The sequence below is a fragment of the Sphingobium sp. genome, from assembly GCF_036170395.1.
Lineage (GTDB): Bacteria > Pseudomonadota > Alphaproteobacteria > Sphingomonadales > Sphingomonadaceae > Sphingobium.
In genome coordinates, this window is the sequence record NZ_JAVHPD010000011.1 from 75,926 (window position 1) to 101,644 (window position 25,719).

At 66.6% G+C, this 25,719-nt stretch carries 22 protein-coding genes; 13 read left to right on the forward strand and 9 right to left on the reverse strand.

The features are described from left to right. Positions 1 to 247: 247 nt before the first annotated feature. Complete coding sequence (locus V2B31_RS04685) at positions 248 to 1,522, forward strand: amino acid permease (RefSeq protein WP_328275851.1); 1,275 nt, start codon at positions 248 to 250, stop codon at positions 1,520 to 1,522. A gap of 121 nt (positions 1,523 to 1,643) precedes the next feature. Here V2B31_RS04685 and dnaJ read toward each other — a convergent pair whose 3' ends face one another. Next, positions 1,644 to 2,777, reverse strand: coding sequence for a molecular chaperone DnaJ (dnaJ, locus tag V2B31_RS04690; protein ID WP_328275853.1), 1,134 nt, complete (start codon positions 2,775 to 2,777; stop codon positions 1,644 to 1,646). A 122-nt stretch (positions 2,778 to 2,899) separates the two neighbouring features. Further along, positions 2,900 to 4,801, reverse strand: a complete 1,902-nt coding sequence (gene dnaK / locus V2B31_RS04695) for a molecular chaperone DnaK (protein ID WP_328275854.1) — start codon at positions 4,799 to 4,801, stop codon at positions 2,900 to 2,902. A gap of 175 nt (positions 4,802 to 4,976) precedes the next feature. Between dnaK and V2B31_RS04700 the strand changes: the two genes are divergently transcribed. After that, positions 4,977 to 5,450, forward strand: coding sequence for a copper chaperone PCu(A)C (locus V2B31_RS04700; protein ID WP_328275856.1), 474 nt, complete (start codon positions 4,977 to 4,979; stop codon positions 5,448 to 5,450). A 25-nt stretch (positions 5,451 to 5,475) separates the two neighbouring features. On the opposite strand, the gene V2B31_RS04705 is transcribed toward V2B31_RS04700, so the two are convergent. Then, positions 5,476 to 7,128 carry a M28 family metallopeptidase gene (locus tag V2B31_RS04705; RefSeq protein ID WP_328275858.1) on the reverse strand — a complete coding sequence of 551 codons (1,653 nt, stop codon included), beginning with the start codon at positions 7,126 to 7,128 and terminating at the stop codon, positions 5,476 to 5,478. Here V2B31_RS04705 and V2B31_RS04710 point away from each other — a divergent pair. The 4 genes from V2B31_RS04710 to V2B31_RS04725 all read left to right on the forward strand — a co-directional run bounded on the left by V2B31_RS04710 (position 7,127) and on the right by V2B31_RS04725 (position 11,936). Then, complete coding sequence (locus V2B31_RS04710; protein WP_328275860.1) at positions 7,127 to 7,333, forward strand: hypothetical protein; 207 nt, start codon at positions 7,127 to 7,129, stop codon at positions 7,331 to 7,333. The genes V2B31_RS04705 and V2B31_RS04710 overlap by 2 nt on opposite strands. Positions 7,334 to 7,483: 150 nt before the next feature. Further along, the gene (locus V2B31_RS04715) at positions 7,484 to 8,911 is read left to right on the forward strand and encodes a TolC family protein (protein WP_328275862.1); all 1,428 of its coding nucleotides are present in this window, start codon (positions 7,484 to 7,486) and stop codon (positions 8,909 to 8,911) included. Beyond that, on the forward strand, positions 8,908 to 10,635 hold the full coding sequence (locus V2B31_RS04720) for an ATP-binding cassette domain-containing protein (RefSeq protein WP_422247728.1): 1,728 nt from the start codon (positions 8,908 to 8,910) through the stop codon (positions 10,633 to 10,635). Before V2B31_RS04715 ends, V2B31_RS04720 begins: the two co-directional genes overlap by 4 nt. Next, a complete protein-coding gene (locus V2B31_RS04725) occupies positions 10,632 to 11,936 on the forward strand; it encodes an HlyD family type I secretion periplasmic adaptor subunit (RefSeq protein WP_328275864.1) in 1,305 nt (434 codons plus the stop codon). The genes V2B31_RS04720 and V2B31_RS04725 overlap by 4 nt, the downstream gene beginning before the upstream one ends. Before the next feature lie 191 nt (positions 11,937 to 12,127). Here V2B31_RS04725 and V2B31_RS04730 read toward each other — a convergent pair whose 3' ends face one another. Then, on the reverse strand, positions 12,128 to 12,472 hold the full coding sequence (locus V2B31_RS04730) for an SWIB/MDM2 domain-containing protein (protein WP_422247729.1): 345 nt from the start codon (positions 12,470 to 12,472) through the stop codon (positions 12,128 to 12,130). 84 nt (positions 12,473 to 12,556) lie between these two features. Beyond that, positions 12,557 to 13,447, reverse strand: a complete 891-nt coding sequence (locus V2B31_RS04735; RefSeq protein WP_328275866.1) for a prephenate dehydratase — start codon at positions 13,445 to 13,447, stop codon at positions 12,557 to 12,559. Positions 13,448 to 13,599: 152 nt separating this feature from the next. On the opposite strand from V2B31_RS04735, the gene V2B31_RS04740 reads away from it, so the two are divergent. Further along, positions 13,600 to 14,229, forward strand: a complete 630-nt coding sequence (locus V2B31_RS04740) for a cytochrome c family protein (protein ID WP_328275868.1) — start codon at positions 13,600 to 13,602, stop codon at positions 14,227 to 14,229. Positions 14,230 to 14,350: 121 nt separating this feature from the next. Here V2B31_RS04740 and V2B31_RS04745 read toward each other — a convergent pair whose 3' ends face one another. Genes V2B31_RS04745 through V2B31_RS04760 form a run of 4 tightly spaced genes read right to left on the reverse strand, consistent with a single transcriptional unit; the run spans position 14,351 to position 19,924 of the window. Next, positions 14,351 to 15,868 carry a Ppx/GppA family phosphatase gene (locus tag V2B31_RS04745; RefSeq protein ID WP_328275870.1) on the reverse strand — a complete coding sequence of 506 codons (1,518 nt, stop codon included), beginning with the start codon at positions 15,866 to 15,868 and terminating at the stop codon, positions 14,351 to 14,353. 7 nt (positions 15,869 to 15,875) lie between these two features. Continuing rightward, positions 15,876 to 18,014, reverse strand: coding sequence for an RNA degradosome polyphosphate kinase (locus tag V2B31_RS04750; protein ID WP_328275872.1), 2,139 nt, complete (start codon positions 18,012 to 18,014; stop codon positions 15,876 to 15,878). Positions 18,015 to 18,017: 3 nt separating this feature from the next. Further along, positions 18,018 to 18,653 carry an HdaA/DnaA family protein gene (locus tag V2B31_RS04755; protein ID WP_328275874.1) on the reverse strand — a complete coding sequence of 212 codons (636 nt, stop codon included), beginning with the start codon at positions 18,651 to 18,653 and terminating at the stop codon, positions 18,018 to 18,020. Continuing rightward, positions 18,650 to 19,924, reverse strand: a complete 1,275-nt coding sequence (locus tag V2B31_RS04760) for a heavy-metal-associated domain-containing protein (protein ID WP_328275876.1) — start codon at positions 19,922 to 19,924, stop codon at positions 18,650 to 18,652. The genes V2B31_RS04755 and V2B31_RS04760 overlap by 4 nt, the downstream gene beginning before the upstream one ends. A 199-nt stretch (positions 19,925 to 20,123) precedes the next feature. Here V2B31_RS04760 and purM point away from each other — a divergent pair, with 199 nt between their 5' ends. From purM to nadB, 6 genes are all read left to right on the forward strand, one after another. Then, positions 20,124 to 21,218 (forward strand): phosphoribosylformylglycinamidine cyclo-ligase, encoded by a 1,095-nt coding sequence (gene purM, locus V2B31_RS04765; protein ID WP_328275878.1) that lies wholly within the window; start codon positions 20,124 to 20,126, stop codon positions 21,216 to 21,218. A 100-nt stretch (positions 21,219 to 21,318) separates the two neighbouring features. Then, positions 21,319 to 22,269: a phosphoribosylglycinamide formyltransferase gene (gene purN, locus V2B31_RS04770; RefSeq protein ID WP_328275880.1), complete on the forward strand. Its 951-nt coding sequence runs from the start codon at positions 21,319 to 21,321 to the stop codon at positions 22,267 to 22,269. Positions 22,270 to 22,417: 148 nt separating this feature from the next. Continuing rightward, a complete protein-coding gene (locus tag V2B31_RS04775) occupies positions 22,418 to 22,723 on the forward strand; it encodes a LysR family transcriptional regulator (protein WP_328275882.1) in 306 nt (101 codons plus the stop codon). 255 nt (positions 22,724 to 22,978) lie between these two features. Beyond that, positions 22,979 to 23,917 (forward strand): ABC transporter ATP-binding protein, encoded by a 939-nt coding sequence (locus tag V2B31_RS04780; RefSeq protein ID WP_328275884.1) that lies wholly within the window; start codon positions 22,979 to 22,981, stop codon positions 23,915 to 23,917. 101 nt (positions 23,918 to 24,018) lie between these two features. Further along, positions 24,019 to 24,357 carry an endonuclease domain-containing protein gene (locus V2B31_RS04785; RefSeq protein ID WP_422247730.1) on the forward strand — a complete coding sequence of 113 codons (339 nt, stop codon included), beginning with the start codon at positions 24,019 to 24,021 and terminating at the stop codon, positions 24,355 to 24,357. A gap of 16 nt (positions 24,358 to 24,373) precedes the next feature. Next, the coding region (nadB, locus tag V2B31_RS04790) for an L-aspartate oxidase (protein WP_328275887.1) at positions 24,374 to 25,719 on the forward strand (1,346 nt) is incomplete at its 3' end.

Consider the following 25,719-nt stretch of genomic DNA (forward strand, 5'->3'; position numbering starts at 1 on the left):
CGCGTCTCGACCAAGTGCAAGCGGAACAGCAGCTAACGGCCCCAGTGCAACCAAAAGACGACAGTCTCAAATCCACCCATCTCCGTCCTGCCAGCGAAGGCTGGCATCTCTCTTCTTCTGCGGCGCGGTTGAGAGAAAAGGGAGATCCCAGCATCCGCTGGGATTACGGGACATCAAACTGGCCTCTCTAACCCAACTCACCCGATCCACACTCGTCAAACTCCGTCACTCCCCATAAGCTCGGGCGATGCAGCCCCCTTTCCCCGCCTCCCGCACCCTGGGCCTCGCCGCCTGCATCGCACTCGTCATGGGCAACATGATCGGGTCGGGGGTGTTTCTGCTGCCCGCGAGCCTTGCTCCTTTCGGCTGGGACGCGGTGGCGGGGTGGGTGTTCACGATCGGCGGATCGCTGCTGCTCGCTTTCGTCATAGCGCGGCTCACCGTGGCGATGCCGGACGCCAATGCGTCGCAGATGATCGCGCGCGCCTATGGGCCGCTCGCCGGGTTCGCGATCGGGTGGATCTACTGGCTCTCGATCATCATCACCAATGTCACCATCGCCGTCGCCGCGACCGCGAACCTCAGCAGCGTGGCGCCCGCGCTCGCGCGGCCGGGCGCGGGTGCGGTCTGCTCGATCGGCTTCCTCTGGGCGATGACCGCGATCAACCTCGCCGGCGCGCGGGCGGCAGGGGTGACGCAGATCGGCACTACGATCGTCAAGCTGATCCCGATCCTGGTGGTCCTCGTCCTGCTGATCCTGATCCTGGGCAGCGGCCGGGCGGAGGTCGCGCCCTTCCCCGCGCGGGGGCTGACCGGCGCGGGCATTACCGCGTCGGCGGCGCTCACCCTCTGGGCGCTACTGGGCTTCGAGTCCGCCAGCGTCGCCGCCGACAAGGTGCGCGATCCCGCGCGCACTATCCCGCGCGCGACGCTGATCGGCACGGCGGCGACGGGGCTCATCTACCTGCTGGTCTGTTCCGGTATCGCGCTGACGCTGCCGGCGGCGGAGACGCAGACCGGCTCCCCCTTCGGCGCGTTCGTCAGCCATTATTGGTCGCCGGGGCCGGCGCGCTTCATCGCGCTGTTCGTGATGGTGAGTTGCCTCGGCGCGCTCAACGGCTGGACGCTCCTTCAGGGCGAAGTGCCGCTGGCGATGGCGCGCGCGGGCGAGCTGCCGCGCTGGCTGGCCGCGACTGATGCGAAGGGAACGCCGGTGCGCGGCCTCATCCTGTCCACGCTGCTGGCGAGCCTGCTGCTGGTGGCGAACAGCCTACAGGGGCTGGTGGCGCTGTTCACCGCGATGGCGCTGCTGGCGACATCGGCGACGCTCTGGCTCTATGTCGGCTGCGCGCTGGCCAGCCTGCGCTTCCGGCTGGTCATGCCCGCCGCGCTGCTGGGTCTCGCCTATGCGCTCTGGACCTTATGGGGCGCGGGCGTGGTCGCGAGCGGGTCGAGCCTGCTGCTGATGGCGGCGGGGCTGCCCTTTTATTGGTGGGCGCGGCGGGAGCGGGTGGCCCCATAAACATCCGTTCGCCCTGAGCGAAGTCGAAGGGCGGGGCTGAGCGGAGCGAAGCCACTTCGCTTCGCTCAGTGAGAGGGCTTCGACTTCGCTCAGCCCGAACGGTTTTATCCTAAGTAGAGGCTCAATCCCCCCATAATTCCTTGAGCTTGCCGAAGAAGCCGGTCGAGGCCGGGCATTCGTCGCCCGTCTCGGTCTCGCGGAACGCCTCCAGCAATTCCTTCTGCTTGGCCGTCAGCCGCGTGGGGGTTTCGACGTCGACCTGGATAACGAGGTCGCCCTGACCGCGGCCGTTCAGCACAGGCATCCCCGCGCCGCGCTGGCGGATCTGCTTGCCCGACTGGATGCCAGCGGGAATCTTGATCTCGTGTCGGCTGCCGTCCAGCCCCGGCACGTCGATGCTGCCGCCCAGCGCCGCCGTCGTGAAGCTGACCGGCGCGCGGCAGAACAGGGTCGTGCCGTCGCGCTCGAAGATCGAATGGCGCTTCACGTGGAGGAAAATGTATAGATCGCCCGGCGGCGCGCCACGCGCGCCCGCTTCGCCCTCGCCCGACAGGCGGATGCGCGTGCCTTCGTCCACGCCGGCGGGGATGGAGACCGACAGCGTCTTGGGCTTGTCCACCCGACCTTCGCCCCGGCAGGCGCGGCACGGGCTCTCGATCACCTGCCCCGCGCCATGGCAGGACGGGCAGGTGCGCTCGACCACGAAGAAGCCCTGCTGCGCGCGCACTTGGCCATGGCCGTGGCAGGTGCCGCAGGTCTTGACCCCGGTGCCCGGCTGCGCGCCCGATCCGTCACAGGTATCACAAGCCGCCGACACCTCAATCTGAATCTCGGTCTTCTTGCCATGATAGGCGTCGTCGAGGCTGATTTCCATGTCATAACGCAGATCAGCGCCCCGGCGCTGCTGCTGCCGTCCGCCGCCGCCAAAGCCCGACTGGCCGAAAATCGTCTCGAAAATGTCGCCCAGGTCGGAAAAGCCGCCCTGCTGCCCACGGAACCCGCCGCCGCCTCCGCCGTTCTGGGCATTGGTATAGGCGGCGTGACCATAGCGGTCATAGGCCGCGCGCTTCTGGGGGTCTTTCAGGCACTCATAGGCCTCCGACACGGCCTTGAACTTGGCCTCGCTGTCGGCGCATCCCCCGGTGCGATCCGGGTGATACTTCATCGCGAGCTTGCGATAGGCGCTCTTGATCGCCGCGCCGTCCGCCGTGCGCTCGACTTCGAGCAGCGAGTAGTAATCGACTTCGGTCGTCATTCGGACCCCCGCCCGCCCATATCGTCACCCCAGCGAAGGCTGGGGTCTCTCTTTTCTTGAGGCACGAAACCAAAGAAAGAGAGATTCCAGCCTTCGCTGGAATGACGAAGGTTGGACATAGCTTACGCCTTGTTGTTTTCGTCCACTTCCGAGAATTCGGCATCGACCACGCCGTCATCGGCCTTGGGCGCTTCCGCCTCGGGTGAGGCAGCGGCGGCCTGTTCCTTCTCGTAGATGGCCTGGCCGAGCTTCATGGCGACCGTGGCGAGTTCCTGCGCCTTGGTCTTCATCGCTTCGGCGTCGCCGCTCTCGATCGCGCTCTTGGTCGCGGCGATCGCGGTCTCGATCTCGCCCTTTAGGGACGCATCGACCTTATCGCCATGCTCGGCCAGCTGCGCCTCGGTTGTATGGACCAGGCTTTCGGCATTGTTCTTGGCTTCCGCCGCCTCGCGCCGCTTCTTGTCCTCTTCGGCGAAGCGCTCGGCGTCCTTGACCATCTGCTCGATGTCGGCGTCGGAAAGACCACCCGAAGCCTGGATACGAATCTGCTGCTCCTTGCCGGTGCCCTTGTCCTTGGCGGACACGTTGACGAGGCCGTTGGCGTCGATGTCGAACGTCACCTCGATCTGCGGCACGCCGCGCGGCGCGGGCGGGATGCCGACCAGGTCGAACTGGCCGAGCAGCTTGTTGTCCGCCGCCATCTCGCGCTCGCCCTGGAACACGCGGATCGTCACCGCCTGCTGATTGTCGTCGGCGGTCGAATAAACCTGCGACTTCTTGGCGGGGATCGTGGTGTTGCGGTCGATCATGCGGGTGAACACGCCGCCCAGCGTCTCGATGCCCAGCGAGAGCGGAGTCACGTCGAGCAGCAGCACGTCCTTGACGTCGCCCTGAAGCACACCCGCCTGGATCGCCGCGCCCATGGCGACGACCTCGTCGGGATTGACGCCGGTGTGCGGCTCCTTGCCGAAGAAGTCCTTCACCGCTTCGCGCACCTTGGGCATACGGGTCATGCCGCCCACGAGCACCACTTCGCTGATCTCGCTCGCAGTAACGCCCGCGTCAGCCAGCGCCTTCTTGCAGGGCTCCATCGTGCGCTTGATGAGGTCGGCGACCAAGCGCTCCAGATCGGCGCGAGTCACCGTCTTGACGAGGTGCTTGGGACCATTCTGGTCGGCGGTGATGAAGGGCAGGTTCACCTCGGTCGTCTGCGCCGAGGACAGCTCGATCTTCGCCTTTTCGGCGGCTTCCTTCAGCCGCTGGAGCGCCAGCTTGTCCTTGGTGAGGTCGATGCCCTCGGCCTTCTGGAAGTCGGCCGCCAGATATTCCACCAGCTTGGCGTCGAAATCCTCGCCGCCCAGGAAGGTGTCGCCGTTGGTCGACTTCACCTCGAACACGCCGTCGCCGATCTCCAGGATCGAAATGTCGAAGGTGCCTCCGCCAAGGTCGTAGACGGCGATCGTCTTGCCGTCCTGCTTCTCAAGCCCGTAGGCGAGCGCGGCCGCGGTCGGCTCGTTGATGATGCGCAGCACTTCAAGGCCCGCGATCTGGCCAGCGTCTTTGGTCGCCTGACGCTGGGCGTCGTTGAAGTAAGCAGGGACGGTGATGACCGCCTGCGTGACCGTTTCGCCCAGATAGCTCTCGGCGGTTTCCTTCATCTTCTGGAGGATGAAGGCGCTGATCTGCGACGGGCTATAGTCCTGCCCGCCGGCCTTGACCCAGGCGTCGCCGTTCGGCCCTTTCGCGATCGAATAGGGGACCAGCTCCATGTCCTTCTTGGTCATGGGGTCGTCGAAGCGGCGGCCGATCAGGCGCTTGACCGCGAAAATCGTATTATCCGGGTTGGTGACCGCCTGGCGCTTGGCCGGCTGACCGATCAGACGCTCGCCATCCTTGGCGAAGGCGACGATCGAGGGGGTGGTCCGCGCCCCTTCCGCATTTTCGATGACCTTGGGCTTGCCGCCGTCCATCACGGCGACGCAGCTGTTGGTGGTGCCAAGGTCGATCCCGATAACTTTTGCCATTTCTTCCTCTTTTAACCCCAAATCATGTTCAGCGGTTGAAGGCCCCATACCCCACGAAAGCGCCAAGGCAAGGCCGGTTAGCAAGGGCGATATAGGCGTGGTTTCGCTTGGCACAAGAAGCGCGGGCCATTAGCGTCGTGCAACGACCGGAAACGAGACAGTCATGGAGTGACGGATGCGCGCGGCCCTTGCCCTTATCGCCCTGGCGGCACCGCTGGGCCTTGCGGCCTGCGGCGATCCCGCGCCCAGCTATGTCGATCAGGCGTGGGTGCGGCTGTCGCCCAACAAGGATACGCCGTCCGCCGGCTATTTCGTCGCGCATGGCGGCGACGCGGGAACGCAGATCAGGGGCGTCATCACCGACTATGCGCTCAAGGTCGAAATGCATGAAAGCGTGATGAAGGACGGCGTCATGGCGATGCAGCCGATCGAGAGCGTCGATGTTCCGCCCAAGGGCGAAGTCGCCTTCGCGCCCGGCGGCAAGCATCTCATGATCTTCGGCGTCAACGACACGGCGATCAGCCGGGGCAAGATGCAATTGACCTTCCTGATGGGCAATGGCGACCGGCTGCTGGTCGACGCGGTGATCCGCAAGCCCGAAGCCGCCAGCGCGCCGGCCGCGAAGGGCGGGGCGCATCAGGGCCACTGACCGCCACCGCCCTTCGCCCCGCCTCCTATTTCCGTTGCGCCGCGCTCGCGTCGCGGGCCGCGCGAAATTCGCTGTCGGCAGACCAGTTGGGCCAGACATGGCTGTCTGCCACCCGCCGCCCGGTCGCGTAGAGCAGCCCCATGTCGCCTGCCCAGCTGCTCGTGTTCCAGCTCTCGTCATATTCGTCGGCCGGCTGGTGATAGCGGTCGCGGGTATAGGCGTCAGCCAGTTCCTTGCCCCGCGCCTCGCCCCCGTTCACCAGTTCGCGCCCCGGATTGAAGGAAATGGCGGGCACGCCACGCTTGGCCATCGGGAAATGGTCGGAGCGGTAGAAGAGGCCAGCCTCCGGCCGCGCGTCCGGGGTGTAATGCCGACCGACCTTCTGCGCTTCCTCGGTCAGGATCGTCAGCAGGTCAAGCTTCGCCGCGCCCGATATGCTGAAATTGGTCGTCTTCTCGACCCCGAACGGCCCGTCCATGTTGATGACGCCCGCCGTCGTCGCCAGCGGCCGCAGCGGATTGTCGGCATAATATTCGGAGCCAAGCAGCCCCTTCTCTTCCGCCGTCACCGCCAGGAACAGCACGCTGCGCTCAGGCTTTGGCCCTTTGGCATAGGCGCGCGCCAGTTCCAGCAGCGCCGCCGTGCCCGACGCATTGTCAAGCGCGCCATTGTAGATCTTGTCGCCGCTCGCATCGGGCAGTCCGACGCCGAGATGATCCCAATGCGCCGAATAGATGACCGTCTCGTCGGGATAGGTGCTGCCCCGCACCAGCCCTGCGACATTATAGGAGGTGATGATCTCTGACTTGACCGCATAGTCGGCGCTCATCGTGGCCTTGAGCGGGATCGGTCGGAAATCCTTCTTCCGCGCCGCCGCCTTCGCCGCGTCGAAATCCACGCCCGACGCGCTCAGCAGCTTGGCCGCCAGGTCCTTCTGGATCCACCCCTCCATCGGCGTATGCGCCTTGGTCGGGTCGGCGCGCACGATGTCGAACATCGTGTTGGTGTTGCTGTTCTTGACCGTCGCCCAGCCATAGGAGGCCGGCTCGGTCTCATGCACCACCAGCACGCCGGCCGCGCCCTGCCGCGCGGCCTCCTCATATTTATAGGTCCAGCGGCCATAATAGGTCATCAGCTTGCCGCCGAAATCGCCCTCGCCACCCGCGAAATCGGGGTCGTTGACCAGCACGACCATGATCTTGCCTTTGAGGTCCACGCCCTTGAAATCGTCCCAGCCACGCTCCGGCGCCTTGACCCCATAGCCGACGAAGACCAGCGGCAGGTCGGCGAATTTCACCGACGCCTGTCCGGTCTCGGCGGCGCGCAACGCGACTTCACTGCCCTGGGTCAGCGGTTGCGCCGCGCCGCCGATCGTCATCGAGAGCGTCGGCGCGCCCACGATCTCCGACTTGCGGAGCGGCACGTCCTGGAACCAGCCGCCTTTGCCGCCCGCCGGCTCCAGCCCCGCCGCCTTCATCTGCGCGGCAATATAGTCGATCGTCTTCTTTTCGGCCGGAGTCGCTGGCCCGCGTCCTTCAAATTCGTCGCTCGCCAATATCTTGATGTCGTTGGCGATGCGCGCGATGTCGAACGTCGGCGCTTGCGCCGCCGCAGGAGCCAGAGCGGACGTGGCGAGCAGGCCGGCAAGGGCCAGGATGCGCAAAGGGCGAGTGGTCATGACGGTAACTCTCCAGAGCCGCGTGGTCGGCGGCCATGATGGGACAGGGGCCGGACGGCCCAATGGGCGGGATCATGCCGATCGCGAACCGCTTTTCAAGGGGCTGCCAGATTGCAGCGGCGACCGTAATAAAAATGAAGTAATAACCATGATCGCCAACAACGCGGCCGAACCGGCTGCGCTTCCATTTGGTAACAATTGCTGACAGACGCGCTCCTTTCGTCGCTGGCCAAGTTGCGCTGCCCATCATGTTCGTGCATTAGCCGCGGAGTCGGAGCGATGACTGGCGCCTTACCAGCGGAATCATCCATGCGACATGGGGCTTTGGCGCGGTTGGGGTGCTGTGCGCTTGACGATGAACACGGGACGTGCCGGGGGGCGCAGAGCCGCTGCGCTGGCGATGCTGTGCACGGGCGCGGTTGGGCTCATGCCGGCGCGCGCGCAGGATCATCTGATCGTCCCGCCCAATCCGCGCCCCTTCTCCGCCCCGGCGCAGGATGATCCGCTGCTGGCGCTCGCCCGCACCACGACCACCGAAAGCCGCTTTCGCGCCGAAGTGGAATCGGCGGTGCGCTACAATCCGCTGCTGGAGGAAGCCCGCGCCGGCGTGCGCGAGGCGGAGGCGGCGCGGGTGCAAGCGCGCTCGGCCCTGTTCCCGACCGTCGATCTCACCGTCGACGCCAACCGCAGCTTCGCGCGCAACTTCTCCAACGATCCGGGCAACATCATCGAACGGTCGCGCCCGGAAGGCCGCACCGACGCGACCGCCTCGATCCGCCAGCGGCTGCTCGATTTCGGCGCGACGTCGAGCCGCATCAACGCCGGCAACGCCCGCGTGACCGCCGCTGAAAATGCGACGCTCGGCTATGGCCAGGATGTCGCGATCCGCACCGTCACCGCCTGGTATTCGATCCTCGCCCAGCGACTGATGACGCAGGCGGCCGAGGAATATGTCGGTCGGCAGGCGCGTCTGCGCCAGGCAGTCGAAAAGCGTATCGGCCAGGGCTTTTCCGCGCGCGGCGAGTTGCCCCGGATCGACAGCTCGATCGCCAATGTCCAGACCCGGCTCGCCAGTTTCCGCCGCGACCTCGCCAGTTCCGAAGCGCAGTATCGGGCGCTCACCGGCCATGACGCGCCGCCCGATCTCGCCCGCGCGCCGCTGCCCCGCACCGCCGCCGACACGCCAGAGGCGCTCGATGCGCTCATCGCCCGCGCGCCGGTGGTGCTGCGCGCCGAGGCCGAAGCCCGCGCCGCGCGGCAGGACGCGCGCGCCACCCGCTCCGAACGGCTGCCGACCATCTCCGCCGGACTGGACGCCGGCCGCTATGGCGTGTTCGAAAATCCGGGCGACTATGACATTCGCGGCCGCGTCATCGTGCGCGCACAACTGGGCGCTGGGATCAACGCGCGCGCCGACCAGGCGACCGCCCGCGCCGACGCCGCCGACGCCTATGCCGCGCGCGTCCGGCTGGAGGCGCTGCGCGACGCGCAAATGTCGCTCGCCGATGCCAAGGGGCTGGAGGCGCAGCTTACCGCCGCCGAATCTGGCTATATCGCCAACCGCACCGCCCGCGATGTTATTGCCACCCGCTTTGAAGCCTCGCAGGGCACGATCACCGACCTCCTCTATGCCGAGGACAGCTATTTCTATTCCATAACGACCTTCATCCAGACGCTGGCCGAACGGGACGTGTCGCGTTTCGTCCTGCTGGCGAAGAGCGGCCTGCTGCTCGACGATCTGGGGATCAGGGTCGATCCTGCCGAGAGGATGGCACAGCCGTGACCGATCAGCCCTTGCTCGCCACCGCGAAGGCGCGTTTTGCCCCCTGGCTGATCGAGCCGATGCTCCGCAACCGCAGCACCTATATCAAGGTGGCGGCGGCGGCGGCGCTCATCAACATCTTCGCCCTTGTCTCCTCGCTCTTCACCATGACGGTCTATGACCGGGTGATCCCCAACGACGCCTCGGAATCGCTGCTGGGCCTCAGCATCGGCCTCGCCATCGTCGTGGTGTTCGATTTCGTGCTGCGGCTCCTGCGCGTCTATTTCGTCGATATCGCCGGCGCGAATATCGACTATGAGGTCGGCGACACGCTATTCGCCAAGCTGATGGCGCTGCGGCTCGACATGCGCAAAGGCTCCACCGGCACACTCACCGGGCTGATGCGCGAGTTGGAGACGCTGCGCGACTTCTTCGCCTCGGCGACGCTCACCGCGATCATCGACGTGCCCTTCATCCTCATCACCCTGACCGTGATCTGGCTGCTGGGCGGCGTTCTGGTGCTGCTGCCGCTGGCGATGATCCCGCTGGTCATCGGCGCGGGCCTTGTCACCAACCCCGCGCTCGACCGGCTTTCGGCCAAGAGCCTGGGCGATGGCCTCGTCAAGCAATCGGTGCTGGTCGAAACCATCGGCAGCCTGGAAACGGTGAAGGCGATCGGCGCCGGCCCGATGTTGGGGCGCCGCTGGCGCCTGGCGCTCAACAAACATTCGCACAGTTCGCTGGGGCAGCGGCTTATCTCCTCGATTGCCGTCACTGTCGCCAGCAGCGCCAGCACTATCGCCTACTGCGGCATCATCATCGTCGGCGTCGGCCTGCTCCGCAGCAACACGATCACCACCGGTGCGCTGCTCGCCTGCTCGGTCCTGTGCGGCCGCGCCATCGCCCCGCTGGCGCAGATCGCGACGCTGCTGTCGCGCCTGTCGGCCACCCGCGTCGCCTACCGCCAGATCAACGCGCTGATGGAAACGCCGAGCGAAGGCCCGCAGGGCGAAGGCATCATCCCCGCCAATCTTCAGGGCCGGATCGAACTGCGCAACGTCGCCTTCCGTTACCCCGGCGCGCCCGAAAAAGCGCTGGACGGCGTCAACATGGGAATCGCGCCGGGCGAACGGGTCGGCTTCCTTGGCCGCGTGGGATCGGGCAAGTCCACCCTCGCCCGCATGATCCTCGGCCTCTATGAGCCGCAGGAAGGCGTCGTCCTGATCGACGGCACGGACGTGCGCCAATATGACCCCATCGAACTGCGCCGCCATATCGGCGCGGCGATGCAGGACAATGTGTTGCTGCAAGGCTCCGTGCGCGAGAATATCAGCCTGGAGCGCGGCCATGTCGACCAGGACGAGATGATCCGCGTCGCCGAGATCAGCGGGACGCACCGTTTCATGGGGCAGATCGCCAATGGCTATGACCTGCGCCTCGCCGACCGCGGCGATGGCCTGTCGGGCGGCCAGCGCCAGTCCATCTCGATCGCCCGCGCGCTCGCTGGGCGGCCGCCGATCCTGATCTTCGACGAACCCAGCAGCGCCATGGATGCGCAGACCGAAAACGAGCTGATCGCCCGGTTGCAGGACGAGATTCAGGGCCGCACCTTCCTCCTCATCACCCACCGCACCTCGCTGCTGCGGCTGGTGGACCGGATCATCCTGCTGGAAGCGGGCAAGGTGGCCGCCGACGGGCCGCGCGACGCCATTCTCCAGCGCCTGACGCGAGGCAAGGCCGCATGAGCGACACCATGGACCTTCATCAGCCCACGGCGGAGATCAAGCCCGCTGTCCCGGCCAACATCTTCCTCTGGGCGATCCTCGCCTTCGTCATCATCTTTCTCCTCTGGGCCGGGCTGACCGAAATCGACCGTACCGTCCGCGCGACGGGCAAGGTGATCCCAAGTTCGCAGCTCCAGATCATCTCCAACCTCGAAGGCGGCATCGTCGAATCGATCCTTGTCCGCACGGGGCAGGAGGTGAAAGCCGGCGCGCCGCTCGTCCGCTTGAACCCCACCCAGCCCACCGCCGAACTCTCCTCCAACCAGGCGAGCACCGACGCGCTCGCGCTCAAGATCGCGCGGCTGGAGGCCGAGATCGCCGGTCACGCGCCGCGCTTCCCCGCCCCCCGCAACCCCGCCATGGCCGGCCAGATCGCGGTCGAGCGCGCGCTCTACGCCTCGCGCATGTCCGAAATCGCAAGCATCAATTCAGTCGGCGCAGCGCGCATCGCGCAAAGCCAGCGCGCCATCGCCGAGGCGCGCGCCGCCGAAGCCGCGCGCATCTCCGCCCGGGACACCGCACAGGCCGACCTCACCCTCATCCGTCCGCTGGTGCGCGAAGGAATAGAGCCGCGCCGCTCGCTGCTCCAGGCCGAAAACGCCTATAGCGTCTCCTCCAGCGAAGCCGCCGCTGCTGCCGCCGCGCTCGGCCGCGCCCAGTCGGCGCTGGCCGAAGCGCAGGCGTCCGCCGCGCAGCAGCGGCGCGACTGGCTGACCCGCGCCGCCGACGAACTTACCGCCGCGCGCGCCGAAGCCGGCGTGCGCCAAGCGACCCTGCCGGCTTACGAGTATAAGCTCGACCGCACCATCGTCCGCGCGCCGGTCGACGGCCGGATCAACCGCGTATTCGCGACCACTGTCGGCGGCACTGTCCGCCCCGGCGATCCGCTGCTCGAAATGGTGCCGGGCCGCGACAATCTGCTGGTAGAGGTCATGGTCGCCGCCAAGGACATCGCCTCGGTCAAGCTCGACCAGAAGGCGAAGGTCAACATCACCGCCTATGACAGCGCCGTCTATGGATCGATGGAGGGCCGCGTGATCGCGATCTCGCCCGACGCCGTTGTCAACGAGCGCACCGGCGAGAGCCACTATCTCGTCCGCGTCCGCACCACCGCCGACGGCATCACCGACAAAAATGGCCGCCGCCTGCTGATCGGCCCCGGCATGGGCGCGGAAGCGAACCTCCTCGGCGACAAGCGCACCGTCCTCGCCTACATCCTGACGCCGCTCACCCGCCTGAAGGAAACCGCCTTCCGCGAATGAGAAAGCTGTTCCCCGGCGCAGGCCGGGGCCCAGGGTTCGAGGCGCTGTGGGTGGGACTCTGGCCTCCGGCTTGCGCCGGAGAACGAACGGCGAAGGTCAGTTGAAGCCTTATCGCGCCACGCTCACCCCCGTGTTCCCCGGCGCAGGCCGGGGTCCAGGTTCGAGGCGCTGCGGTCAGGAGTTCGTCCCGCTCAATCCTTCTTCGGCGCGGTCAGATGCTGGCTGAGATGCTTGTTCATCTCGAACATGCTGACCGACTTCTTGCCGAAAATCTTGCCCAGTTTCTCGTCGGCGTTGATCTGCCGCCGGTCCTTAGCGTCCTGAAGGTCGTGCTTCTTGATATAGTCCCACACCTTGCTGACGACTTCGCTGCGGGGCAGATCCTTCTCGCCCACGATCTCGGCGAGTTCGGGCGAGGGCGTCACCGGCGCGGTGATGCCGCCGCGCGCGCCGCCGGCGGGCTTGCCCGTCGCCTTGACCTTCTTCGCCGCCGCAGCGGTTTCTTCCTTGCCCCGTTTCTCGGCCGAACGCGCCATGTCTTGCTCCCATGTCCCATGAAGGTCCAGCATGGACCCTGGCGGGATATACGCGGATGAGCCGTCTTGGTTGCGCGCGCACGCTCAGGTGCGCGGCCGCGCCTGCCGATAGCTGCCCAGTTGGCGCACCCATTTGGTGTGGAATTCCAGCTCCGCGAGCGCCCGATCGACCGCCGGGTCGCCCGGCATCCCTTCAATATCGCAGTAGAATTCGGTCGCGGCGAAGCTCGCCCCGCGCTGGTAGCTTTCCAGCTTGGTCATGTTGACGCCATTGGTCGCAAAGCCGCCCATCGCCTTGTAGAGGGCGGCGGGGATGTTCTTCACCTCGAACAGGAAGGTCGTCATGACCGGGCCGACCCCGACGAGCGGCATCTTCGGCTCGCGCGCCAGCACCAGGAAGCGGGTCATATTGTCGTCGCTATCCTCGATATTCTCGGCGATCAGGCGCAGCCCGTAAATCTCCGCCGCCAGATAGGGCGCGATCGCCCCTTCGCCGGGGTTGCGCGTCTCCGCCACCAGCGCCGCCGCGCCGGCGGTATCGGCATAGGCGACGGGCTGGATGCCGCGCTCGCGCAGATAATGCCGGCACTGGCCCAGCGCCTGCGGATGGCTGATCGCGCTCTTCACCGCCACGCTGTCCACCGCCATCAGGCAGTGGCGGATACGCAGGAAATATTCGTCCACGATCGCCAATCCCGATTCGGGTAGCAGGAAATGCATGTCGGCCACGCGCCCGTGCAGGCTGTTTTCGATTGGGATGATCGCGCGCGCCGCCAATCCGTTGCGCACCGCGTCGATCGCATCCTCGAACGCGAAGCAGGGCAGCGGCACGCAATCGGGCGCATAGCCGAGCGCCGCCAGATGCGAATTCGCGCCCGGCGCGCCCTGATAGGCGACAGCGCGTGTCGGGTCGGCGGCGGCCTTCTGGCTAAGCTCGGCGACGATGGCGCGGGCGGGAGCGGGATAGTTTTCCATAAGCGCGCGTGCGCTTAGGATTAAGTGGATGCGAGTGCAAGCAATAGGGCTCAACCCGGCTTGCACCATCGCGCCTCCGCCATTATGGCAGCGCACAACAGGGGGCGCATCTGCCAGCCGCCAGAAGAAAAAGCTGAGGGAAATCGAGCGAGATGGGCGATCGTTTCAATACCGTTGCGGGCTGGGCTTTGTTTGCAGGCATCATCGCCCTGGGCGGCGCGATCGTCAGTTCCAAATATTTCCATGACGAACGGCCCGAGAAGATGGGCTACGCCATCGAGGGCGTGGAAGCCGAAGGCGAAGGCGGCGACAGCGGCCCCGGCCTCAACACCCTGCTCGCCAGCGCCGATGTCGCAGCGGGCGAAAAGGTGTTCGCGAAATGCGCCGCCTGCCACACCGTCAACCAGGGCGGCGCGAACGGCATCGGCCCCAATCTCTGGGGCACGGTGGGCGAGGCCATCGCTCAGGGCAAGGGCGGCTTCGCTTTCTCCGACGCGCTCAAGAGCAAGGGCGGCCAGTGGAGCTTCGACAATCTCGATGCGTGGCTGAAGAGCCCGCGCGAGTTCGCGCCGGGCACCAAGATGACCTTCGCGGGCCTGGGCAATCCTGCCGATCGCGCCAATCTCATCGCCTGGCTCAACACCCAGGGGTCGAACCTGCCCCTCCCCGCCGCCGACGCGGCCCCCGCCGCCGCCGAGGGCGCGAATGCGGCGGAAGCGGGCAACGCCGCCAATGCGGCCGAAGCGCCGGCGGCGAACGCTGCGGGCAACGCGAGCGAGTAAGCGCACGGATAATCCAACTTACGATGTTCCCCGGCGCGCGCCGGGGTCCAGAGTCCCATGCGCAGCGCCTCGAACCCTGGACCCCGGCCTGCGCCGGGGAACAAAAGTCTCTACTGCCAGCCTACCCCGTCACCATCGCATAGGACAGGTCCATCGCCTGGGCCAGGTTCCGTAGCCGCCGCTCGACAGCCTCGCCATAAAGCTCGGCATCCTCGGCGCGCATGTGCAGCGTAATGCCCGCGTCCGTCCGCGCCAGCCGCGATACGGCCAGCGGCGCTTCCACCCCGCCCGACAGGCGCTGCGCCAGCCGGATGGCAAGCCCCCAGAGCGCGGCGCGACCCAACGCATCGGCCGGCGCGATGCGGTCCAGCCCCGGCGGCACGCTCATCCCCCCGCCGAAATGGCTGTGCAGCGCCTGTCCCAGCATGGCCCGCTCGACCACGGTAATGCCCACCCAATTGCTGTGCAGCGCGATCTCGACCCCGCGCTCTGCGCGAAAATCAGGGTTGGCGCGCCAGCTCACGTCAGCGAGCAGGCAGGCCGCCCGCCGTATCCGCCGCATAGCCCGATCATCGTCCGGGAAGAGCGGATCGATCCAGCGGTCGATCCGGTCGCCATGGCCGCGAAAGCGCGCCTGCGCTTCCCCTTCCGCTTCGGCCGCGACCAGCAGCGGATCATGCGCGCGGATTTCGGGCGGCAGCGCCTCGAACAGCAATCCTTCGCGCAGGCCATAGGCCGACACGACGAGGCAACTCGACTTCAACTGCCGCACCACCACCGACAGCAGAGCCGCCGCATCGGGCAGCGTGGGCACGCGCGATCCGGTCATGGCCGGGATCTGCTTCAATCGCGCGCGGTCGACATGGCTCACGATCCGCGTCAGCTGCTCGGCGCGCGCGGCGGTCATTTCATATTGATGCACGACCGGCAGCGGGAAGTGGGTCAGCTGCATGTCGAACCGCGCCAGCGCGCGCCACGATCCGCCGACCATGTAGAACGGCAGGCCCGGTTCGGGCCGCCATCCGGCCTTCTCCAGCATGCTGGCGACCAGCCGCTCCAGCGCGCGCGGCCCCTTCGCCCGGATCTGCGGCAGGCGCAGCACGCCGAGCGGCAACGATATCGTCTGCTCGACCGCGCCGCCCCGCACCCGCGCCAGCTCCAGGCTGCCGCCGCCGAGATCGCCGACGATGCCGTCCGCGTCGGGTATGCCCGACAGCACGCCCATCGCCGCGCCGATCGCCTCCTGCCCGCCTGACAGCAGCTCGACGCAGAGGCCCATATCCTCGGCGCGGGCGATGAAGTCCGCGCCGTTGGTCGCATCGCGCACCGCCGCCGTCGCGACGCAGCGTATGTCGGCGACCTTCATCGACCGGCACAGATGGGCGAAGCGGCCGATCGCGCGCAGGCCGCGCTCCATCGCCTCCGCCTCAATCGCGCCGGTCCGCGCCAGCGACGCGCCCAGACCCGCCATCACCTTTTCGTTGAACAGGATGAAGGGGATGCGGCGCGGCCCGTCATAGACGACCAGCCGCACGCTGTTGGAGCCGATATCGATGATCGCGGTGCGCGCATGGGCGGGCTCGGGCGATGTCACCATCTGCTCGGCGGCGGCGCGCACCCGGCTCAGCATCGAATTCATCGCGCGATCACGCCCGGCCGCGCAGGCGCAGCGTCGGCACCGCGCCATCGTCATAGGCCGCGCCGCGCCCGGACAGCGACGGGTTGGTCATGAAATAGCGGTGCAGGTTGAACGGCTTCTCGCCCGCCTCCAGCCGGCTATAATGGCCGTCGCCGTCCAGCGTCCAGCTCTGCTCGGTGTCGATCAGGTTCGCGACCATCACCTGGTCCAATATCTGGTCGTGGACGGTCGGATTCTCGATCGGCGCCATGAACTCCACCCGCCGGTCGAAATTGCGCGGCATCCAGTCGGCCGAGCTGATATAGACCTTCGCGCCGTTATTGGGCAGCGCCTTGCCGTTGCCGAACACGGCGATCCGGCTATGCTCCAGGAAGCGGCCGACGATCGATTTCACCCGAATATTTTCCGACATGCCCGGCACGCCCGGCCGCAGGCAGCATATGCCCCGCACGATGAGGTCGATCTGCACCCCGGCATTGCTTGCCGCGTAGAGTTTCTCGATCATCGCCGGATCGACCAGGCTGTTCATCTTCGCCCATATGGTGCCGGGCCGCCCGGCGCGGGCATGGTCGATCTCGGCCTCGATACACTGGCACAGCCGATCGCGCAGGTCGCGCGGGCTCATCACCAGCTTTTCGAGGCGCTTGGGCTCGACATAGCCGGTGATATAGTTGAACAGCGCGGCGGCATCGCGGCTATAGGCGGGATCGGCGGTGAAGAAGCTGAGGTCCGTGTAGATGCGCGCCGTCACCGGATGATAGTTGCCCGTGCCGAAATGGCAGTAGCTGCGGAACTGCTCGCCCTCGCGCCGCACCACCATCGACACCTTGGCATGGGTCTTCCAGTCGATGAAGCCATAGACGACCTGCACACCCGCCCGCTCCAGCGCATCGGCCCACAGGAGGTTCTGCTCCTCGTCGAACCGCGCCTTCAATTCGACCACGGCAGTCACGGATTTGCCCGCCTCCGCCGCGTCGATCAGCGCGCGGATGATCGCGGACTGCTTGCCGGCGCGATAGAGCGTCTGCTTGATCGCCACCACATCGGGGTCGGACGCCGCCTGCTTCAGGAAGGATATGACGACGTCGAACGCCTCATAGGGGTGGTGGACGACGATGTCCTTAGCCCGGATCGCGGCGAAACAGTCGCCGCCATATTCGCGGATGCGCTCGGGGAAGCGCGGGGCGTAAGGCTCGAACTTCAGGTCCGGCCGATCCTCGTCGACAATGCCGCTGAGGTCGCCGATGCCGACGAAGCCCTCCACTTCCTCGATGATCGCGTCATGCCCCTGGAGCATGTCCTGCAACATCTCCTCGACCGGCTCGGGGATGCGCTCCTCAATCTCCATGCGGATCACCCGGCCGCGCCGCCGCCGTTTGATCGCGCTGCGGAAATGGCGAACCAGATCCTCGGCTTCTTCCTCGATCTCGATATCGCTGTCGCGGATGATGCGGAACACGCCGCTGTTGCGCACCTTATATCCGGGGAAGAGGTCGGCGGAAAAGCGCCGGATCACCGCTTCGAGCGCCATATAGCGCGCTGGCTCCCCCGGCACCCGCACGAAGCGGGCGAGCGAAGGCGGGATCATCACCAGCTCGCGGATCGGCTGCTGATCGGACAGACGTTCCAGATCGAAGACGATCGATAGCCCCTGATTGGGGATGAAGGGAAAGGGATGCGCCGGGTCGAGCGCCTGGGGGGTGAGGATCGGAAAAATCTGCGTCAGAAAATGCTCGCGCAGCCATTGCGCACAGCCGATATCGATCTCCGCCGATGGCCCGATCACCTCGATGCCCACCTGCGTCAGTTCGCCGTGCAGCGCGCCCCACACCTGCTGCTGCGCGCGCATCAGCGTGGCGGTCGCCTCGGTGATCGCACCCAATTGCTGCGCCGGGGTGAGGCCGTCAGCCGAGCGCAGATCGACATCCTGTAACTGCTGCCCCTTGAGGCCCGCGACCCGGACGGAGAAGAATTCGTCCAGGTTCGCGCCCGAAATCGACAGGAAGCGCACCCGTTCGAGCAGCGGATGGGCGCGGTTCATCGCCTCCTCCAGCACTCGCTGGTTGAACGCCAGCCAGGACAGCTCGCGGTTGAAATAGCGGTCGCCGGGTACGGTGAGGCTGGCGATGGGATCGGCGTCGGCCACGGATTACTCGCGCTGGTCGGTGGAAGGATCGGGCGGGACTATAGGCAGAAAGCCGGCGCTTTGCAGAGCCTCTTTCGCCATTGCGATGGAAATCTTGCGTCCGGATGACAAAGCGGCGCGATCGAGCAGGCGGATGACCGCGGCGATCGCCCCATAGCTGCGCTCGATCCGGCGCAGCAGCCAGTCGGACACGTCCGCCGCATAGCCGGCCCCCGCCCGATCGAACCCCCGCGCGATCAGCGCGCGGGCGAGCGCCTCGTCCGGCTCGGCAATGGCGACATGGGGGGCGGCGGCGAGGCGCGATCTAAGGTCCGGCAGGGCCACGGTCCAGGTCATGGGCGGCGTCTGCCCCACCAGCAGCAGCGGCCGCCGCGCCGTCTGCGCTGCATTCCAGGCATGGAACAACCGATGCTCGTCGCTCCCTTCAGCGTCATCGATCACCGCGCCGCCGCTCATCGCCGCGAAATGGCGCGCCAGCGTGGTGCGACCCGACAGCGGCGGTCCCGTCAGCACGCTCACCGACAGCGGCCAGTCGCGCCACCGCTCCAGATGGGTGACGGCAATGCGGTTGGCGTCGCTCACCAGGAAATCGCCGTCCGCATCGCCCTGCCAGTCGAAGGGCAGGCTGATCTGGCTCATTGCGCCGCCGGGGCCGCCTGCCTGCGGCTGATGCGCAGCGTGTTGCCCGACGCCGCCACGCTGTAGCCGCGCGCTTGCAAGGCGGTGCGCAGCATGTCGGCGGTGCCCTCGAAGCTCACCTGCATCACCGACGTGCCGCCCAGCGCCAGGCTGCTGGTCGCCGCCGACCGCACCCCCGGAACCGCGCGCACCGCCGATTCGGCCGCGCCGATCGATCCGACATCGGGCGTGTCGAACTGGATCGAGAAGCTCGCTGTGCCCGCCGCCGGCAGCACCGGCACGTCGATCGCCTCGATCGGCGCGTCGGTCGCATTCTCGATTTCCAGCGCATCGGGATCGACCGGCTCTTCGATGATGAGCGAGGGGTCGGGCCGCAGCCGCCCGTCATTGAGCGCGCGGATATAAAGCTCGTCGATCCGCCGCGCGCCCTCGTCCAGCATCTGCGGAATGCCGCTGTCGTTGGAGGCGCGCAGCGTGAAACTGCCGATCAGGCTGTTGTCGGGGCCATAGCGCGCGGTGAAGCGCCCGGTCACCGGCCCGCCGGGAAAGGCGCGCTCCAGCCGCGCGATCGGGATCACCACGTCGGCGGCGCCATATTGGTCGAGCAGCACCCGCCACCACAACCGCCCGCGCCGCCCGGTCTGCCCGGCATTGAGCAGGATCGGGTCGGCGATGGAGCCTGCGACGCGGACATAGTCGATCGCGCTGTCGCCGGTGCGGTAGCGCGCCCAGGCTTTCTGCCATTCATTGGTCCGCTCATAGGACACGGCGGAGCCGCCGTCCCACAGCACCGGGATGACCAGCAGCGGCGGTGAGCGCATCACATTGCCGCTCACACCCAGCAGAGCGCCTGTCCGCGCCCGGTCGAACATCACGCCCAAGGTCGCGACATAGCGGTTGGGGCCGATCTGCTCGCTCTCGATCTCAATGCCCGAAATCATGCCTTCCAGCTGCGAATCGGACAGGCCCGGCGCGCCCGCCCCGCCATGGGTGCGGGTCCAGAGCATCCGCCATGCCTGCCGCTGCGCGATGCGCCAGCCGGCATAGCGGGCGCTGTCGGCATCCTTCGCCACCACGTCCACCTTGACCCCGCGCACCTCGAAATCCCCGCCGCTGGCGATCGGCGGCACGCCCCGCTCGCCCTCCATCTGCGCGAACAGGGCCGCGGCGATCAGGCCGATGCCGATGGCGAGCACGATCTGAACCGGCCGGGACAGCAGGCGCAGCAGGGCGGGGGACAGGGACCAGGATCGGGACAGGCTAAGGCTCACGCGCGCCCTTTTGGCGGCAATTGCCTGCGATGCCAAGCGTGAAGGAGAGATTGGCCCCAGCTTTACCCAACCGTTCCCCGGCGCAGGCCGGGGCCCAGTTCGGACCGTGGAACTGGACCCCGGCCTGCGCCGGGGAACGAAGAGTCTTAAGCCCCCCGCCCTTCCCCTTTCGGGCACATTACCCTAGAGCGCTTGCCCCATGAGCGACACCGAATCCTACAGCTACGCCAAGGCCGGCGTGAACATCGCCGCCGGCAACGCCCTCGTCCGCGCGATCGCCCCGCTGGCGAAGGCCACCCGCCGCCCCGGCGCGGAGGCCGATCTGGGCGGCTTCGGCGGCTTCTTCGACTTGAAGGCCGCCGGCTATGACGATCCGCTGCTGGTCGCCGCCAATGACGGCGTCGGCACGAAGCTGAAGCTCGCCATCGACCATGACCGGCATGACGGCGTCGGCATCGACCTCGTCGCCATGTGCGCCAACGACCTGATCGTGCAGGGGGCCGAACCGCTCTTCTTCCTCGATTATTACGCCACCGGCCGGCTGGAAAGCGGCGTCGCCGAGCGGGTCATCGCCGGCATCGCCGAAGGCTGCCGGATCGCCGGCTGCGCGCTGATCGGCGGCGAGACCGCCGAAATGCCGGGCATGTATGCCGATGGCGACTATGATCTCGCCGGCTTCTGCGTCGGTGCGGTGGAGCGCGCGAAGGCGCTGACCGGCAACCGCGTGAAGCCGGGCGACATATTGCTCGGCCTAGCCTCTTCGGGCGTCCATTCCAACGGCTATTCGCTGGTCCGCCGCCTCGCCGCCGACAAGGGCTGGAAGCTCGATCGCCCGGCGATCTTCGATCAGGATGTGCTGCTGATCGACGCGCTGATGGCCCCCACGCGCATCTATGTGAAGAGCCTGCTGCCGCTGGTGCGCGCTGGCATGGTCAACGCGCTCGCCCACATCACCGGCGGCGGCGTGCTCGAAAACATTCCGCGCGTGCTGCCCGAAGGCAGCCATGCCGTGGTCAACGCCGACGCCTGGCCCCAGCCGCGCCTCATGGCCTTCCTCCAGGCGCAGGGTCATATCGAGCCCGAAGAAATGGCGCGCACCTTCAACTGCGGCGTCGGCATGGTGCTCGCCGTCGACGAAGCTCATGTCGCCGCCGTCATCCACGCGCTGGAGGATGCGGGCGAAACCGTCTTCACCATCGGCGCGGTGGAGGAAGGCGAGAAGGGCTGCACGGTGAAGGGCAGCATCGAGACGTGGAGCGCGAAGGCCGACTGGTCGGCGACGCATCTGGGCTAAAGCTTACACCACCCCCGTTCGGTTCGAGCTTGTCGAGAACGGCGTGCAGGGTTCTCGCCCTTCGACAAGCTCAGGATACTCGAACCGAACGGAGGTTTTGATGCAAAAGGCAAAAGTCGCCGTCCTGATTTCCGGCCGCGGGTCCAACATGGCGGCCCTGCTCTACGCCGCGAAGGCTGACGATTGCCCGTTCGAGATCGTGCTGGTCGCTGCCAACGATCCGCAAGCCCCCGGCCTGGCCCTCGCCGCCGCAGAAGGCATCCCCACCTTCGCCTACAGCCACAAGGGGCTGAAACGCGCCGAGTTCGACCGCATCATCGACGGCGAGCTGCGCGCCGCCGGGGCGCATTATGTCGCGCTCGCGGGCTATATGCGCCTCCTCTCGCCCGAATTCGTCGCGGGGTGGGAGAACCGGATGCTCAACATCCACCCCAGCCTGCTCCCCAAGTATAAGGGCCTCGACACCCACCAGCGCGCGCTCGACGCAGGCGATGCCCAGGCCGGCTGCTCGGTCCATATCGTGACGGCGGAGCTGGACGACGGCCCGGTGCTGGGCCAGACCCCGGTCGCGATCCTGCCGGGCGACACCGCCGACACCCTCGCCGCCCGCATCCTCATCGCCGAGCATCAGCTCTACGCCCGCACCCTCGCCGACTTCGTCACGCGCGAGCGCCAGCCCGACTGGCTGCTGAACAAGGTTCGCGAAATCGCGCTCGCCCTGCCCCAGGCGGAAGAGACGCTCTCGCACGGCATGCCCTGCTTCGGCGTGGTCAAGGGCAAGAAGTTTGGCTGGTTCACCCGCGACCATCATGGCGACGGCATCACCGCCGTCCTCGTCAAGACCACCGCGCCGGAGGAACAGGCGACGCTGATCGAAGCCGACCCCGACCGCTATTACCGCCCCGCCTATTTCGGCAACGACTGGGTCGGCATCCGCCTCGACCTGGGCGACACCGACTGGGAGCACATCGCGGAGCGACTGCGCGCAAGCTGGCGCCAGATCGCACCGAAGAAACTGCTGGGGCTGATGGATATTGCCGAGCAGTTTTAGCCCATAGCCCTCTCCCGCTTTTCGCGGGAGAGGGTTGGGCGAGCGTCTTCTTTCCAATTCGCCGAAAAGCTGCCCCGAGACGAGATAAAGCGGCAAAACCCCAACCTCGCCCTTTCCTACACGCGCCTTTTCTGATCCACCCTATCGGATGGCACAGCACCCCTACCCCAATCCCCCCGCCGCACCCGCGGCGTCCGTCACTCCCATCCGCGCCTACTGGACGCCGCACAGGCAGCGCGCCTTTCTCGCCGCGCTGCTCGACACCGGTAGCGTCGCCCGCGCGGCAAGGTTGGTAGGCATGTCGCGGTCCAGCGCGTATCGCCTGCGTCAGCGGCTCGCGGGCACGGCCTTCGACCGGGCCTGGGCTAACGCGCTGGCGCTTCACGCCGCGCGCCTGGCCGATCCCTTCGCCCCCGATCCTTCCCGCCGCCCCGCGCCCCGCGTGGCGCCATGAAGGTGTCGCCTCGCCGGCGCGATCCTGTCGCGACCCCGTCGCCTGCGCGGCGCGCCGATGTCGCATACATGGCGCATTGCCGGAACGCATGTGGCGCGCCACTGTCGCCTCGCGGTGGCGTCGCGATCGCTTCCCGAGCGCTTCGTGCGCCCGAAGCCCAACGACGGTGTGAACTTCGGCTGTCGCGTCGTCCGGTTCCGGCAGGTCGACGATGCCCCTTCCCATCCCGCGCCCCGATCCCCATAGATATCAGCCATGACTGATAGCCCATCCGCAACCCCTCAAGCCGCCATCGAAATCCGCGACCTCACCAAAGTCTATAAAGGCGGCAAGCGCGCGCTCGACGGGATCAACCTTTCCATCCCGCGCGGCCAAATCTACGGGCTGCTGGGGCCGAACGGCGCGGGCAAATCGACCACGATCAACATCCTCGCCGGCATGGTCAATAAGACTGCGGGCGATGTCAGCATCTGGGGCTTCGACATCGACGCGCATCCGCGCAATGCCAAAAACAGCATCGGCATCGTCCCGCAGGAAATCGTCTTCGATCCCTTCTTCACCCCGTTCGAGACGCTGGAGAACCAGGCCGGCTATTATGGCGTGCCCAAGGAGCGCCGCCGATCGATGGAGCTGCTGCGCGCGGTGCATCTGGAGGACAAGGCCAATGCCTATGCCCGAACCCTCTCGGGCGGCATGAAGCGCCGGCTGCTGGTGGCCAAGGCTATGGTCCACTCGCCGCCCATCCTGGTGCTGGACGAACCCACCGCGGGCGTCGACGTGCAACTGCGCCAGCAACTCTGGGCCTATGTCCGCGAATTGAACGCCATGGGCGTGACGATCGTGCTGACGACCCATTATCTCGAAGAAGCCGAGCAGCTCTGCGATCGCATCGGCATCATCAACCATGGCCGCGTCATCACCGACAAGCCGACCCGCGAACTCATCGCCATGGCGCAGGAAAAGGTCGTGGTGGTGACGGTGGACCGCGATCTCACGGCGGCGCCTGACGCGCCCTGCTTCGAGAAGGTCGAGCTGTCGAACGACCGCACCCTCACCATCACCTACAGCAAGGACCGCGCCAACGCGGGACAGGTGCTGAGCGCGGTGCAGGCGAGCGGCTTGGCGATCGTCGATGTATCGACCCGCGACCCTGACCTGGAGGATGTGTTCCTGAATTTGACGGCGGATGCGTGAGGGATGAAAGCAACACAGTTCCCCCTCCCGCAGGCGGGAGGGGGCTAGGGGGTGGGCAAGCACGCCCCTTCAAGCAACGCAATACGTCTCGGGCAAAGAGCTTGCGGAACGATGCGACCGCTGCTGAGCAACTCCTCTGGCAATGCCTGCGCAGCCGCAAGCTGGACTATAAATTCAGCCGACAAATGCCTGTCGGACCTTATTTCGCCGATTTTCTCTGTCGCGAACTCAAGCTGATCATCGAACTTGATGGTGCCAGCCACGATCTGAGCATCGATCACGACGCTCGACGTGACGCCTATTGCCGCTCGCTAGGTTTCCAAATCTTGCGCATCGGCAATGACGATGTGATGACGAATCTTGAAGGCGTCGTCTCGCACATTCGAGCGATGCTTGCGCAGACCCACCCCCAGCCCCTCCCGCCTGCGGGAGGGGAGTAAAGAAAATAAGATAAGAATGACCACCCTCCACGACGTCATCATCATCGGCTCCGGCGCGGCCGGGCTTACTGCCGCGATCAATCTGGCACAGGATCGCAAGGTTCTGGTGCTCGCCAAGGGCGCGCTCGATGGCGGCTCGACCAACTGGGCGCAGGGCGGGATCGCCGCCGTGCTCGACGCCGGCGACAGTTTCGAGGCGCATGTCCATGACACGATGGTCGCGGGCGCCGGCCTCAATGATCGCGCGACCGTCGAGTTCGTCGTCTCCGAAGCGCCCGCCGCGATCGAGCGGCTCGCCGCATTGGGCGTCCCCTTCAACGGCGGCGAGGAGTTCGGCGAGCGCTGGCACCTGACCCGCGAGGGCGGCCACAGCCACCGCCGGATCATCCATGTCGACGACGCCACCGGCCATGCGGTGCAGGTTGCGCTGCTGAAAGCCGCGCGCGCCAACCCCAACATCACGCTGATGGAGGATATGGTCGCGATCGACCTCGTCACCTCCCGCCATGGCGAGCGCTATTCGGGCGACGGCCATGTCTGGGGCGTCTATGCCTTCAACAAGAAAACGAAGCGCGTCGATACGCTGCTCGGGAAAGCCACGATCCTCTGCACCGGCGGCGCGGGGCGCACCTATCTTTTCTCGACCGCACCGCGCGGCGCGACCGGGGACGGCATCGCCATGGCCTGGCGCGCGGGCTGCCGCGTCTCCAACATGGAGATGAACCAGTTCCACCCGACCTGTCTCTACAACCTCGAAGTCAAGAATTTCCTCATCACCGAAGCCGTCCGCGGCGAAGGCGGGCATCTGAAGATCCCCGGCACCGGCGAGCGCTTCATGCCCCGCTTCGACCCGCGCGCGGAACTGGCCCCGCGTGATATCGTCGCCCGCGCCATCGACCATGAGATCAAGCGCTTGGGGCTCGATTATGTTCATCTGGACATCAGTCACAAAGACCCCGAATTCGTGAAGCATCACTTCCCGACCATCTACGCGCGCCTGCTCGATCTCGACATCGACATCACGAAGGAGCCGATTCCGGTCGTGCCCGCGCAACATTATACCTGCGGCGGCGTCATCATCGATCTGGACGGCCGCACCGACCTGCCCGGCCTCTATGCCGCCGGCGAAGTAAGCGAGAGCGGCCTGCACGGCGCCAACCGCCTCGCCTCCAACTCGCTGCTCGAATGTTTCGTGTTCGGCGAGGCGGCGGCCCGTCACATCCGCGCTAATTGGGACAGCCTGCCCCCGCCCCCGCCCATCCGCCCCTGGGACGAAAGCCGCGTCACCAACAGCGACGAGGAAGTCATCGTCCAGCATAACTGGAAGGAAATCCGCCGCTTCATGTGGGACTATGTCGGCAT

What these genes read in the sequence shown, in the direction of transcription:
- V2B31_RS04745 (WP_328275870.1), bottom strand. Translation starts at nt 15,868, where the DNA reads ATGAATTCGATGCTGAGCCGGGTGCGCGCCGCCGCCGAGCAGATGGTG.
- V2B31_RS04715 (WP_328275862.1), top strand. Translation starts at nt 7,484, where the DNA reads ATGAACACGGGACGTGCCGGGGGGCGCAGAGCCGCTGCGCTGGCGATG.
- V2B31_RS04780 (WP_328275884.1), top strand. Translation starts at nt 22,979, where the DNA reads ATGACTGATAGCCCATCCGCAACCCCTCAAGCCGCCATCGAAATCCGC.
- V2B31_RS04730 (WP_422247729.1), bottom strand. Translation starts at nt 12,472, where the DNA reads ATGGCGCGTTCGGCCGAGAAACGGGGCAAGGAAGAAACCGCTGCGGCG.
- V2B31_RS04710 (WP_328275860.1), top strand. Translation starts at nt 7,127, where the DNA reads ATGACGGTAACTCTCCAGAGCCGCGTGGTCGGCGGCCATGATGGGACA.
- purN (WP_328275880.1), top strand. Translation starts at nt 21,319, where the DNA reads ATGCAAAAGGCAAAAGTCGCCGTCCTGATTTCCGGCCGCGGGTCCAAC.
- dnaJ (WP_328275853.1), bottom strand. Translation starts at nt 2,777, where the DNA reads ATGACGACCGAAGTCGATTACTACTCGCTGCTCGAAGTCGAGCGCACG.
- V2B31_RS04755 (WP_328275874.1), bottom strand. Translation starts at nt 18,653, where the DNA reads ATGAGCCAGATCAGCCTGCCCTTCGACTGGCAGGGCGATGCGGACGGC.
- V2B31_RS04725 (WP_328275864.1), top strand. Translation starts at nt 10,632, where the DNA reads ATGAGCGACACCATGGACCTTCATCAGCCCACGGCGGAGATCAAGCCC.
- V2B31_RS04735 (WP_328275866.1), bottom strand. Translation starts at nt 13,447, where the DNA reads ATGGAAAACTATCCCGCTCCCGCCCGCGCCATCGTCGCCGAGCTTAGC.
- V2B31_RS04705 (WP_328275858.1), bottom strand. Translation starts at nt 7,128, where the DNA reads ATGACCACTCGCCCTTTGCGCATCCTGGCCCTTGCCGGCCTGCTCGCC.
- V2B31_RS04685 (WP_328275851.1), top strand. Translation starts at nt 248, where the DNA reads ATGCAGCCCCCTTTCCCCGCCTCCCGCACCCTGGGCCTCGCCGCCTGC.
- dnaK (WP_328275854.1), bottom strand. Translation starts at nt 4,801, where the DNA reads ATGGCAAAAGTTATCGGGATCGACCTTGGCACCACCAACAGCTGCGTC.
- V2B31_RS04740 (WP_328275868.1), top strand. Translation starts at nt 13,600, where the DNA reads ATGGGCGATCGTTTCAATACCGTTGCGGGCTGGGCTTTGTTTGCAGGC.
- V2B31_RS04775 (WP_328275882.1), top strand. Translation starts at nt 22,418, where the DNA reads ATGGCACAGCACCCCTACCCCAATCCCCCCGCCGCACCCGCGGCGTCC.
- V2B31_RS04700 (WP_328275856.1), top strand. Translation starts at nt 4,977, where the DNA reads ATGCGCGCGGCCCTTGCCCTTATCGCCCTGGCGGCACCGCTGGGCCTT.
- purM (WP_328275878.1), top strand. Translation starts at nt 20,124, where the DNA reads ATGAGCGACACCGAATCCTACAGCTACGCCAAGGCCGGCGTGAACATC.